Source organism: Caproiciproducens puteiluti, assembly GCF_052442865.1.
Lineage (GTDB): Bacteria > Bacillota > Clostridia > Oscillospirales > Acutalibacteraceae > Caproiciproducens.
In genome coordinates this window covers 1,178,692-1,191,054 of the sequence record NZ_CP194790.1, presented here as the reverse complement: position 1 = coordinate 1,191,054, position 12,363 = coordinate 1,178,692, and the positions used below count along the sequence as shown (strand labels likewise).

Annotated in this window: 11 protein-coding genes; 10 read left to right on the top strand and 1 reads right to left on the bottom strand. The window is 53.2% G+C overall.

All coding sequences use genetic code 11. From position 1 onward, the window contains the following. Positions 1 to 6: 6 nt before the first annotated feature. The 5 genes from ACRQU7_RS05620 to ACRQU7_RS05600 all read left to right on the top strand — a co-directional run bounded on the left by ACRQU7_RS05620 (position 7) and on the right by ACRQU7_RS05600 (position 6,029). Positions 7 to 507, top strand: a complete 501-nt coding sequence (locus tag ACRQU7_RS05620; RefSeq protein WP_444644393.1) for a tRNA (cytidine(34)-2'-O)-methyltransferase — start codon at positions 7 to 9, stop codon at positions 505 to 507. 130 nt (positions 508 to 637) lie between these two features. Next, complete coding sequence (locus ACRQU7_RS05615) at positions 638 to 1,831, top strand: phosphoglycerate kinase (RefSeq protein WP_038323086.1); 1,194 nt, start codon at positions 638 to 640, stop codon at positions 1,829 to 1,831. 95 nt (positions 1,832 to 1,926) lie between these two features. Further along, positions 1,927 to 2,694: a triose-phosphate isomerase gene (tpiA, locus tag ACRQU7_RS05610; protein ID WP_444644391.1), complete on the top strand. Its 768-nt coding sequence runs from the start codon at positions 1,927 to 1,929 to the stop codon at positions 2,692 to 2,694. Positions 2,695 to 2,725: 31 nt separating this feature from the next. Beyond that, positions 2,726 to 4,237, top strand: coding sequence for a 2,3-bisphosphoglycerate-independent phosphoglycerate mutase (gpmI, locus tag ACRQU7_RS05605; RefSeq protein WP_444644389.1), 1,512 nt, complete (start codon positions 2,726 to 2,728; stop codon positions 4,235 to 4,237). A 172-nt stretch (positions 4,238 to 4,409) separates the two neighbouring features. Next, positions 4,410 to 6,029 (top strand): peptide ABC transporter substrate-binding protein, encoded by a 1,620-nt coding sequence (locus ACRQU7_RS05600; protein WP_444644387.1) that lies wholly within the window; start codon positions 4,410 to 4,412, stop codon positions 6,027 to 6,029. Between the two features lie 298 nt (positions 6,030 to 6,327). Here the strand turns inward: ACRQU7_RS05600 and ACRQU7_RS05595 are convergent, their stop codons facing one another. Next, entirely contained in the window at positions 6,328 to 6,681 is a 354-nt protein-coding gene (locus ACRQU7_RS05595) for a helix-turn-helix domain-containing protein (RefSeq protein WP_444644385.1), read from the bottom strand. Between the two features lie 192 nt (positions 6,682 to 6,873). Between ACRQU7_RS05595 and ACRQU7_RS05590 the strand changes: the two genes are divergently transcribed. The 5 genes from ACRQU7_RS05590 (at position 6,874) to ACRQU7_RS05570 (ending at position 12,331) form a co-directional block, all read left to right on the top strand. After that, complete coding sequence (locus ACRQU7_RS05590; RefSeq protein ID WP_038323082.1) at positions 6,874 to 7,128, top strand: hypothetical protein; 255 nt, start codon at positions 6,874 to 6,876, stop codon at positions 7,126 to 7,128. Positions 7,129 to 7,284: 156 nt separating this feature from the next. After that, on the top strand, positions 7,285 to 8,427 hold the full coding sequence (locus ACRQU7_RS05585) for an LCP family protein (protein WP_444644382.1): 1,143 nt from the start codon (positions 7,285 to 7,287) through the stop codon (positions 8,425 to 8,427). Between the two features lie 201 nt (positions 8,428 to 8,628). Beyond that, on the top strand, positions 8,629 to 10,572 hold the full coding sequence (gene metG / locus ACRQU7_RS05580) for a methionine--tRNA ligase (protein WP_444644380.1): 1,944 nt from the start codon (positions 8,629 to 8,631) through the stop codon (positions 10,570 to 10,572). 5 nt (positions 10,573 to 10,577) lie between these two features. Then, the gene (locus tag ACRQU7_RS05575; protein WP_444645509.1) at positions 10,578 to 11,351 is read left to right on the top strand and encodes a TatD family hydrolase; all 774 of its coding nucleotides are present in this window, start codon (positions 10,578 to 10,580) and stop codon (positions 11,349 to 11,351) included. A gap of 212 nt (positions 11,352 to 11,563) precedes the next feature. Next, on the top strand, positions 11,564 to 12,331 hold the full coding sequence (locus tag ACRQU7_RS05570) for a helix-turn-helix domain-containing protein (protein WP_444644378.1): 768 nt from the start codon (positions 11,564 to 11,566) through the stop codon (positions 12,329 to 12,331). Positions 12,332 to 12,363 lie beyond the last annotated feature (32 nt).

Here is a 12,363-nt window from a genome sequence, read left to right as displayed (position 1 = left end):
TCTCCCATGCCAACACTGAACATTGTTATGGTCGAACCGGAAATCCCGCAAAACACCGGCAACGTTGCCCGCACCTGCGCCGCAACCGGAGCAAGACTGCATCTTGTCGGGCCGATGGGCTTTCAGCTTGACGACAGAAAGCTGAAACGCGCCGGGCTGGATTACTGGCACCTGCTGGATATTACCTGTTACAATAGCCTTTCCGATTTTTTCAGTAAAAATTCGGGTAATTTCTACTTCTTTTCAACAAAGGCCCGGCAAATCCATTCGGACATCCGGTACCCCGACAACAGTTACCTCTTTTTCGGCAAAGAAACGGCAGGGCTGCCCGAAAAGCTGCTGTATGAAAACCCCGGCCGCTGCGTCCGCATCCCGATGATCGACAATGCCGACGCGCGCAGTCTGAACCTGTCCAATTCCGTGGCGGTGGGCGTTTACGAGGTGCTGCGGCAATGGGGGTATCCGGAACTTTTGTGCAAAGGGCAATTAAGGGAATATAAATGGTGATACTTTTTTAACAAAGTTTCCGGAAAAGGCCGATTCGGCCCGCAATATGCTTGAATTTATCGACGGATTATTGTATAATAGCGGAGGTAAATCGTATTTTCTGTTATCATAATATAAAGGAGTGCTATGCATGAATTATCTCGACAAGAAAACCGTGGAGGACATTGATGTTGCCGGAAAACGGGTGCTGGTCCGCTGCGACTTCAATGTCCCGTTCGATGCGGAAGGCAATATCACCGATCCGAAGCGTATTGATGAGGCGCTGAAGACCATTCGGTATTTAATCGGTCACAAGGCAAAGGTAATCCTCTGCTCCCACCTGGGCCGCCCGAAGGGCGAATTCAACATGAAATACTCCCTCGCACCTGTTGCCAAATATCTTTCCAAGGCCCTTGGGCAGGAAGTAAAGATGGCTTCCGACGTCATCGGCGACAGCGCAAAAAGCATAGCCGCCTCCTTGAAAGACGGAGAAGTGGAACTGATCGAAAACGTCCGCTTCCATAAAGAAGAAGAAAAGAACGATCCTGAATTTTCAAAGCAGCTTGCCTCTCTGGCGGAAATCTACGTCAACGACGCGTTCGGCACCGCGCACAGGGCCCACGCTTCCACAGCGGGCGTAGCGGCGTACCTTCCCGCGGTCTGCGGCTACCTGATCCAGAAGGAAATCACCATCATGGGCGGCGCGCTCAGCAACCCGAAGCGTCCGTTCGTCGCCATTCTGGGCGGCGCGAAGGTTTCCGACAAAATCGGCGTAATCACAAACCTGCTTGAAAAGGTCGACACCCTCATCATCGGCGGAGGCATGGCCTACACCTTTATGAACGCGCTGGGCTACGCCATCGGCACTTCCATCTGCGAGAACGACAAGGTCGAACTGGCGAAGGACATGATGGCGAAGGCAAAAGAAAAGGGCGTTAAATTCCTGATTCCGATCGACAACGTGGTCGCCACGGAATACAAACCCGACGCCGAGCATAAGATCGTCGATTCCGACCAGATTCCGGAAGGCTGGATGGGCCTTGACATCGGGCCGAAAACCTCCGCTCTGTTCTCCGAGGCCATTCAGGGCTCCGGCACAGTCGTGTGGAACGGACCGATGGGCGTTTCTGAATGGGACAACTTCGCCGCCGGCACGGTCGCGGTTGCGAAGGCGGTCGCAAACAGCGGTGCGATTTCCATCATCGGCGGCGGCGATTCCGCTGCTGCGGTTGAAAAGCTCGGCTTTGCCGATAAGATGACCCATATTTCCACTGGCGGCGGCGCTTCCCTTGAGTTCCTGGAAGGCCTTGAGCTGCCCGGCATCGCCTGCCTGAACGACAAATAAATAAAAAACAAGCGTTTGCTTGTACGTGAAAATGCGGCAGCCTGTCTGCCGCATTTATAACAAAATAGGAAAGAATTTTAAAGGAGATATGCTTTATGAACAAAAAGCTGAGAAAAGCAGTCATCGCCGGCAACTGGAAAATGAATAAGACTCCTGCCGAGGCAACCGAACTGATCAATGCGATCAAGCCCCTGGTAAAAGACGCGGACTGCGGCGTGATCGCGTGCGTGCCCTATATCGATCTTTCCGCCGCGCTGGAGGCCGCGAAGGGCTCCAACATCGGCATCGGCGCGCAGAACTGCCATTGGGAAAAGAGCGGCGCCTTCACCGGGGAAATTTCCGCGGACATGCTGGTTTCCACGGGAGTGCAGTACGTCATTATCGGCCACAGCGAGCGCAGGACCTATTTCGGTGAAACAGACGTCACCGTAAGCAAGCGTGTCCGCGCGGCGCTGGACAGCGGCCTTTCCGTCATCCTGTGCGTGGGCGAATATCTGGAGCAGCGCGAACAGGGCATCACCGACGAGCTGGTCGCCATGCAGACCAAGATCGCTCTCGGCGGCGTCAGCAAGGACGAGCTGAAAAAGATCATTATCGCGTATGAGCCGATCTGGGCCATCGGCACCGGCAAAACGGCGACCGCAGCGCAGGCCAACGAAGTCTGCGCCGTCATCCGCGCAACCGTCGCGAAGCTGTACGGCACAGCGAGCGCCGACGCGATCACCATTCAGTACGGCGGTTCCATGAACGCCAAAAACGCTGCGGAGCTGCTCGACCAGCCCGATGTGGACGGCGGCCTGATCGGCGGCGCTTCCTTAAAGCCGGCCGACTTTGCGGAGATCGTAAAGGCTGCAAGCAGGTAAAAATACTCCGAAAGGCAGGTTGGTCAAAAACATGAAAAAACCTTTAATACTGATGATACTCGACGGTTTTGGAATTGCCGGAGAGAGCGGCAACGCGATCAAGGCGGCGCACACCCCCAACATAGACCGTCTCTTTGCAAATAACCCAATTACGCAGATCGGTGCCTCCGGCCTTGACGTCGGTCTTCCGGACGGCCAGATGGGAAACTCCGAAGTCGGCCATACCAACATCGGAGCGGGCCGCATTGTTTATCAGGAGCTGACAAGGATTACAAAATCCATTCAGGACGGCGATTTTTTTGAAAATCCCGCCTTTCTTGCCGCAGCGGACAACGCAGCGAAAAACGGCGGCGCCCTGCACCTGATCGGCCTGCTTTCCGCGGGCGGCGTGCACAGCCACAACCGGCACCTTTACGCGCTGGTCGAGCTGGCCAAAAAACGCGGCTGCAAAAAGGTCTACGTTCATGCCCTGCTGGACGGCCGCGACGTTCCCCCGGATTCCGGAAAGGGCTATGTCGCCGAATGTGCTGAAAAGCTGAAGGAAATCGGCGTGGGTGAAATCGCCACCGTGATGGGCCGCTACTACGCGATGGACCGTGACAACCGCTGGGAGCGCGTGGAAAAAGCATACGCCGCCATGGTTTACGGCGAGGGAGTCCAGTGTGACGACCCGGTTCAGGCTGTTGAGGATTCCTATCAGAAAAAAGTAACCGACGAATTCGTCGTTCCCACCGTCTGCGCAAAGGACGCCGCTGTCAAAGCGAACGATTCCGTTATTTTCTTCAATTTCCGGCCCGACCGTGCCCGCGAAATCACGCGCACCTTCGTTGATCCGGACTTTCAGGGCTTTGAGCGCAAAAACGGGTTCTTCCCCCTCACCTACGTCTGCATGACGCAGTATGACGCTACCATGCCCAACGTTCTGGTCGCCTTTAAGCCCCAGTCGCTGAAAAACACCTTCGGAGAATATATTTCCGACAAGGGCATGACCCAGCTGCGGATCGCCGAAACGGAAAAATACGCCCACGTCACCTTCTTTTTCAACGGCGGCGTGGAAAAGCAGTACCCGGGTGAAGACCGTGTCCTGATCCACTCCCCCAAGGTTGCGACCTACGACCTGCAGCCCGAAATGAGCGCGTATGAGGTCACGGACGCTTTGGTGGAACGCATCAAAAGCGGAAAATACGATGTCATTATTCTGAATTTTGCCAACTGCGACATGGTGGGGCACACCGGCATTTTCAGTGCCGCCAAAGCCGCCGTGGAAGCGGTCGATACCTGCGTAGGCAGAGTAGTCCACGCCATTTCCGAAATGGGCGGCGTCGCTCTGATTACGGCCGACCATGGCAACGCCGACAAAATGTACGAAGAAGACGGTTCGCCCTTCACCGCGCATACGACAAATCCTGTCCCGTTCTGTGTGGTCGGCTATCCGTGCAAGCTTCGCTCCGGCGGAAGGCTGGCGGACATTTCCCCGACCATGCTCAAAATTCTAGATCTTCCCCAGCCGCCGGAAATGGACGGCGTCAGCATCATCGAATAATTTTAAAATGACAAAAGCTCTTTCCCTTATGGGAAGGAGCTTTTTTGTGCTTATTCGACCGTAGGAATCCCCTCCGTGCAGAAAAAGATAACAATTATGTTAACCTCGTTGCAATAGCACGGAAAAGATGATAAAATAATGGAATCCCGTAAACCAAGGGGTGACTGAACGATTGCTGAAAAGAATGACGGCAGCTTTGCTCTGCCTGACAATATTATTTTCTTTTTCCGGATGCGGAAAAAACGAACCGAAAAACGCAAATAAAAAAATCAACTATTATCTCGACTCCGAACCGAAAACGCTGGACCCTCAGATCGCATCGGACAGTGCCGCCACAGTGGCGGTCGAAGCACTGTTTGAGGGATTGGTGCGCCTTGGCGCGGACAATCGCCCTTACCCGGGCGTTGCGGAAAAATGGGTCAGCAGCGAGAACGATACGGTATTTACCTTCACCCTGCGCAGCAGCGCCAAATGGTCGGACAAGGAAAAGACACCCGTCACCGCGAACGATTTTGTCTATGCGTTCCGGCGCGCGCTTTCTCCGCAGACCGGATCGCCGACCTGTTCCCGCATGTTCTGCATTCAAAACGCCAGAGAAGTAAACGCCGGAACGGTTCCCGCCGACCAGCTCGGGGTGACCGCCCCGGATGCCCATACGCTGGTGGTGCGCCTCAACTATTCCTATCCGGACTTTCCCTCCATCACCGCGGCGCCTGTCTTTATGCCCTGTAACCAGAAATTTTTTGAAAGCACTTCGGGACGTTACGGCCTGGAAATAAAATATCTGATCGGAAACGGCCCCTTTGAAATAGACGGCAAGTACGGATGGTCCCACGGCCAGTACCTTAACCTTGTCCGTTCCGACACCTATGCCGGAAAGCAAAAGCCGCTGCCGTCCAATCTGAAACTCACCGTACAAAACAAGGATAACGCCATTACCGACCCGGTCGACGCGCTGAAGAGCGGCACAGTGGACGCGATCGCCATTTCCGGCAGTCAGGCCGCCGCCGCGCAGGCGCAGGGCTGCACCATCACTTCCTTTGAGGACACAACCTGGGGCCTCTGCTTTAACACGCAGTCCGAACTGATGAAAAGCAAAAATATCCGGCGGGCTTTCATCCAGGCTTTTGACCGGGCAAAGGTGCTGCAGCACCTGCCGAAAAACATGTCCGCCGCAAACGATATCATTCCCCCGTCCACCGCCCTGCTGGGCAAGCCTTACCGCAGCCTTGCCGGCGGCGGCTCCTACTTTTTAAAGCAGGACAAAAACGCCGCGTCTCTTCTGGCCGCGGGGCTGAGCGAGCTTTCCCTTTCAGAGCTGAAAAGCGTGACCGTCATTTGTCCCGACGACGCCAACGTCAAGCTGATGCTCAACGAAATGATTGCTTCCTGGAACGTTCAGTTCCACAATTACTTCAATATGGAGCCGCTTTCCGAAGACCAGCTCGCTTCCCGTATTCAATCGGGAGACTATCAGGTTGCACTGTGCCCTGTCCAGCCGGCCAGCGACGGCCCGCTTTCCGTTCTGTCCCTGTTTAAAAGCAGCGAAAAGAACAATCCCGCCAAATGGAAGGACTCCTCTTTCGACGCCATGCTGGACAGCGCGGAGAAAAGCGGAGGAGCGGATTCCGCCGCGATTTTCGCAAATGCCGAAAAGTATTTGAATGAACAGGGCGTGTTCTATCCCCTGTACTACGAAAAGCACTACTACGCCTCCTCAAAGGGCGTGACCGGGGTGGTCTTCCACCCTTACGGCGCGGGTGTGGATTTTATCCAGGCCGGAAAAGAATAATATCCCATACAGCAAGAAAGGCTTCCGCCCATGAGCGGAAGCCTTTTTATGAAGCTGTTATCCGAAAGCAGCAAGAAACACGGAGCCAATAATCACCGCCGCACAAAGGATGGCCACCGCGCGAATCAGCAGTTTGCGCATGTCGATACGGTGCCCCGGCGCTTTATGGGTCTGCATTCCGATCTCCTCCTTTTCCTGCCAGCTTATCAATTTATTATAACAAAATCACAAAAAGAGCCGTGAACATTCTGTGAATTTTCATAGCGAGCCTCATATCGTTCATTTCATTTAAGCGGTATCAGATGACCGGCCCGGGAAAGTCTCTCCTTTTGATCCCTCTCTGATACTCCACTTTGGCCATTCCCATGACATTTTCCCGTCCCCGCTGGTCCATGCCCCGGTAATACTCCAGCAGCAGTTTTTCCTCACTCCCGAGCGGCCCGGTCAAATCCGGCCGATCGGACCGCCCAAACAGATAATCCAGTGTCACATGATAATAATCGGCAAGAATACAAAGGGATTCGTAGTTTAATTGTCTTTTCTGATTTTCGTACATACAATATGCTTCTCGTGATATATTTAAAAGGGCTGCTATGTCATTCTGAGTGAGTTTATGTTCCGTGCGAAGCTCCTTTAATCTTCGAGCAACCACTTTATCATCCCCTTACGGAAATTATACAGTTTAGGAAATTTACAAGCAATTTATGTAACAAACAGTTACTAAATTTGCCGAAACTTGTGTAAATATGTTGACTAAGTAACAAAACGTTACTATAATGATATATGGTAATTCTATTACAGGATTTTTGTTACCGGCTTGTAAGTTAGGAAAGGCGGTGAGTGAATGAGTGAGAAGATGGTAGAGTATGTTGCTGAATCATGCAATCTGTATATTTCCAATATCCGGCTGTCGGAAAACAGCGCCGTCATTTTGCCCGTGGTAGAAAACATGGACCCCAGCCTTTTTTCCGCCGAGGATTGGAGCACCAGTCTTTCTTACATTTTCATGAAACCCCTGAGTTTTCAAACACCGGCCGCTGCCAAGGACTATTATTTAAAAGAGCTCCGACAGAAATTCTCCGACGGCGGCCTTACGTAATCTGCCTGCTCTTTGACAACACCCTTTTCCACCTGAAAACAGCGTACTGAAAGCAGAACTTCCGCTTTCTTTTTTTAGTTTACATAACTATTGACATGCAAGCGGAATTGCAATAGAATAAGACTGCTTTGTGTATTACGTTTTTTGAGGTGAAATATGAACAGACAAAACCGCGACAGCCGGTCGCAGCGCAACGGTGTTGGTTCCGGGCCGCGAAACGCGGGTAGAAGAACAAATTTTGACACCGGTGAAATCGACCGGTACCATTATGTCGACCGCGATATTTACAGCAGCAGCCAGCCCGCACGGCGGGGGGGCAAAAAACACGGCAGGAAAAAAAGCGGCCTGAAGAAATTTCTCACGGGCCTCCTTTGCCTGATTCTGATTGTATGCGCAGGCGTCTTCGTATATGGAAAATATTTGATGTCCAAGCTGGACCGATCGGAAGAAATCAACACTTCCAAATATATTGAACAGCCCAGCGCCGCACCCGCATGGGGAGTTATTTCGGACAACCAGATCACCAACATTCTGCTGATTGGCGCCGACAAGGGAGACGACGGAAACAGCAGCCGAAGCGATACCACCATGCTGATTTCCATCGACACAAAAAACAAGACGCTTCGTCTGGTTTCCTTTCTGCGGGATTTGTATGTTGAAATTCCCACAATGAAAAAGCAGAAGCTGAACGCGGCCTACACAAAAGGCGGCGCGGCGCTTACCATGCAGACCCTGGAGAACAATTTCAGAATTAATATAGACAAGTATATTTCCGTTGACTTTGAGAATTTTGCCACCATTATCGATAAAATGGGCGGCCTTGACATTCAGATGGATCAAAAGCTCTGCGACGCGGAAAACCGGAATATGGGCAGCAACCTGAAGCCGGGGGTCAATCATCTGGACGGCCGGCTGGCCGTGTATTACGCCCGGATCCGCGAGACGGACAGCGACTTTGGCCGTACCGGCAGGCAGCGCGAGGTCATGGAGCTGATGATCAAAAAGCTGGAGGGCATGAGCCCGATCAAAATCAACAGCATGATGAACGAATTTCTGCCGCTGGTCAAGACGAACCTCACCGATTCGGAGCTGATGTATCTTGCTTCCATCGGAGGCTCCGTCTCCAACTATCCCATGAAAACCATGCATATTCCAAACCTGAACACCTATACCGAGCCCACCATTAAGGGAATCGGCGAAGTGCTTGACCCCGATCTGCCGGAGAACTGTAAGCTTCTCAGGACTTTTCTCTACGGTGAAGACGCCGGAACCGGCGAATCCGGCACTGCTCCAAATTAATCATATCATAATTCTGTCGTCTCATTGTACCGCTTCGGGATTGATTTCAATTCCGGAGCGGTATTTTTCGACAAAAATTATAATTCCGGCGGGTAAGTCCGCCATGTTTCTTTATTTTATATTCACTATTGATGAAAATAATGGTATAATATTAGAATTAATCACTTTATTTGAGAATACTATTCTCTTGGAGGCTGAAAAATGGACAAAAAAACTTTTTACATCACAACGCCTATCTATTATCCCTCGGGTAAGGCGCACATCGGGCACAGCTACTGTACCGTTGCCAGCGACGCAATCGCGCGCTACAAGCGAATGCAGGGCTACGACGTGATGTTTCTGACCGGTACGGACGAGCACGGCCAGAAAATTGAGATCAACGCCGAAAAAGAGGGTGTAACCCCCAAGGAATATGTCGATAAAATTGTCGCGGGCTTTCAGGATTTGTGGAAGCTTCTGAATATTTCCAACGACCGGTTCATCCGCACCACCGACGATTATCATGTCAGGGCGGTACAGAAAATCTTCAAAGTTCTCCATGACAAAGGGGAAATTTACAAAGGAAAATACGAGGGCTGGTACTGCACCCCGTGTGAATCCTTCTGGACGGAAACCCAACTGAAGGACGGCAAATGCCCCGACTGCGGCAGAGAAGTAAAAAGGGCCAATGAGGAAGCCTATTTTTTCCGTCTGTCCAAATACGCGGACAGGCTGTTAAAGCTCTATGAGGACCAGCCGAATTTCATTCAGCCGGAGAGCCGCAAAAACGAAATGATCAATTTTATCAAGCAGGGACTGGAGGACCTCTGTGTCTCCCGCACCAGCTTTACGTGGGGAATCCCCGTCGATTTCGACCCGAAGCATGTTGTATATGTGTGGCTGGACGCGCTGACCAACTATATCACCGCGATGGGCTACGGTTCGGACGATGATTCCGATTACCGAAAATACTGGCCCGCCGACGTGCATTTCGTCGGCAAGGAGATCGTACGTTTCCACACCATCATCTGGCCCGCCATGCTGATGGCGCTCGACCTTCCCCTGCCCAAGCAGGTCTACGGCCACGGCTGGCTTCTGTTCGGCGACGGCAGCAAGATGAGCAAATCGAAGGGCAACGTGGTCGACCCTGTCGTCCTGTGCGACCGCTACGGCGTGGACGCCATCCGTTACTTCCTCCTGCGGGAAATCCCGTTCGGCGCGGACGGCGTATTTACCAACGAAGCGCTGATCGGCCGCATCAATTCCGACCTTGCGAACGATCTGGGCAACCTTCTCTCCCGCTCTACCGCCATGGCGGAGAAATACTTCGGCGGCAAAATCCCCGCTGAACGGGAAAGCGCCCCCATTGACGACGAGCTGATTCAAATGGCGCTCGGCCTGCGCAAGAGATGCGACGACGCGATTGCCGGCTACCAGTTCAGCAACGCGCTGACCGAAATCTGGAAGCTGATCGCCCGCACCAACAAATATATCGATGAAACCATGCCCTGGGCTTTGGGAAGGGACGAAACAAAACGTGCGCGTCTGGCCGCGGTTATTTACAATCTCTGCGAGAGCCTGCGTATCGTATCGATTCTGATTACGCCCTTCATTCCGGAAACGGCGCCGAAAATCCAGGCGCAGCTCGGCGCGAAAGCGGACGTGCTGACCTATGACGCGGCGGCGAAGTGGGGGCTTCTGCCCTCCGATACCGTGATCTCCAAAGGGGAAACCTTGTTCCCGCGCATCGACGTGGACAAGGAAATCGAGGAGCTGAACAAGCTGATCCCGAACCCCGGCGAGGAAAAGAAGGAAGCCCCCGCGGAAAAGAAAATCGAGGGCATTGCCCAGATCGGCATTGACGACTTCGGAAAGGTCGAGCTGCGCGTCGGCAAAATCATCGCGTGCGAGCCGATCAAGCGCGCAAAGAAGCTGCTGAAGCTGACGATCGACGACGGAGAAGGCCAGAGGACGGTCGCTTCGGGCATTGCAAAATGGTATCAGCCGGAGGACCTGACGGGACACAGCATCATTCTGGTCGCAAACCTGAAGCCCGCCGTGCTGTGCGGCGTGGAAAGCCAGGGCATGATTCTGGCGGCGGATGCCGGAGAAGATGTAAAAGTAATTTTTGTGGACGGAATTCCCGCCGGGAGCAAAGTCCGCTGATGGATATGCTGAAGCCTATTTTCGATTCCCATGCGCATTACGACGACGCGGCTTTTGACGACGACCGCAGCGCGGTTCTGGCCGGGCTGCCCGGCCGCGGAATCTGCAACGTGATCAACTGCGGGGCGGATCTGGACTCTTCCCGCACTTCCATCCAACTGGCGGCGGACTATCCGTATATTTACGCCGCGGTGGGCATCCACCCGGAGTGTGTCAAGGATGCGCCGGGAAACTATCCGGAGCAGCTGGAAGAGCTGCTCCATCGGGACAAGGTCGTCGCGGTCGGAGAAATCGGGCTGGACTATCATTTTGAGGACAACGCGCCGAGAGACGTACAGAAGGCGGCATTTGAAACCCAGATTCTGCTGGCGAAAAAACACCGTCTGCCAATCATCGTGCATGACCGCGACGCGCACGGCGACACGATGGAGATTCTTCGCAAGCACAAGCCGTCCGGTGTGGTGCACTGCTTTTCCGGCAGTGTGGAAATGGCGATGGAGTGCGTCCGGCTCGGCATGTATATCGGTCTGGGCGGCGCGGTCACATTCAAGAATGCGCGCGTACCCGTGGAGGTGGCGGCCGCCGTTCCGCTGGAACGGATGCTGATGGAAACGGACTGCCCGTATATGGCTCCGGTCCCTTTCCGCGGAAAGCGCAACGACTCCACCCTGATCGCCTATACCGCCGCGCGGATCGCTGAAATCCGGGGAATCACCGCAGAAGAGCTTCTAACGGTTACACGCGGAAACGCGGAAAACCTCTTTTCCATTCAGAAATAGGAGTTCTCCCGACGAAAGCAGGCAGGAAATAAAAACGGATACTCTTCGGGGTATCCGTTTTTGTCTTTTCCCCCGGAGTTCATGAACCCTCTTATCAACGCCCGGATTCTTAATAAAACATGCAAAAAATGCCGATAAAGTCTTCATTCTACCGTCAGTCGGTTGCCTGAAATCCCGGCAGAGAGTACAATGCTGTCAAGGAGGCTTCGGATATGTACGAAATTGACAATCAAAAATTTGGAGTTTTTTTAACGCAGTTAAGGAAAGAAAAGAATCTTACACAAAAGGAACTGGCGCAAAAACTGTTTGTTTCCGATAAAGCCGTCAGTAAATGGGAACGCGGGCTGAGCATGCCGGATATCGCTCTGCTTTTTCCATTGTCCGACCTGTTGGGAGTAACCGTAACAGAGCTGCTCAGCGGACAGTTTATCCGGGAGCCGGAGCATCTGAACGTACGGGAAGTGGAAAAGCTGGTGACCGGAACCATCGGACTTTCCACAAAAGAGCGGCGCGAGCGCAAGGAACGGCGGAAGCGGCACATTGCCTGTTACCTCGCCTGCCTGGCGGTCGTGGCGGTGGAAACCATCATCCTGCTGGCGCTGGGATTTACCTACAGGGAACTGCTGGAAGACCTTGCGGTTACCGAACTCCTCTGTCTGCTGTTCGGAGCATGGTTCTGCCTGTTTGTTAAGGAAACGCTGCCCACGTATTACGACGAAAATAAAATCAGCAGCTACAGCGACGGCATCTTTCGGATGAATCTGGCGGGAGTCCGTTTTAACAACAGCAACTGGCCGCATATCCTCCGGGCGGGCCGTGTGTGGACCCTTTCAGTCGCCGTACTGTTCCCCCTGCTGTATTTTCTGATCGCGCAGCTTTTCCCTGTCTATGTCTGGGAATCAGGCAGGCTGTATTTCAGCCTGACCGCCTGTCTCGGTCTCTTTGTTCCGATCATCGTCGCGGGAAAGCGTTACGAATAGCCTGACGGGGTATCCGCAGAGCCATCGCGCAA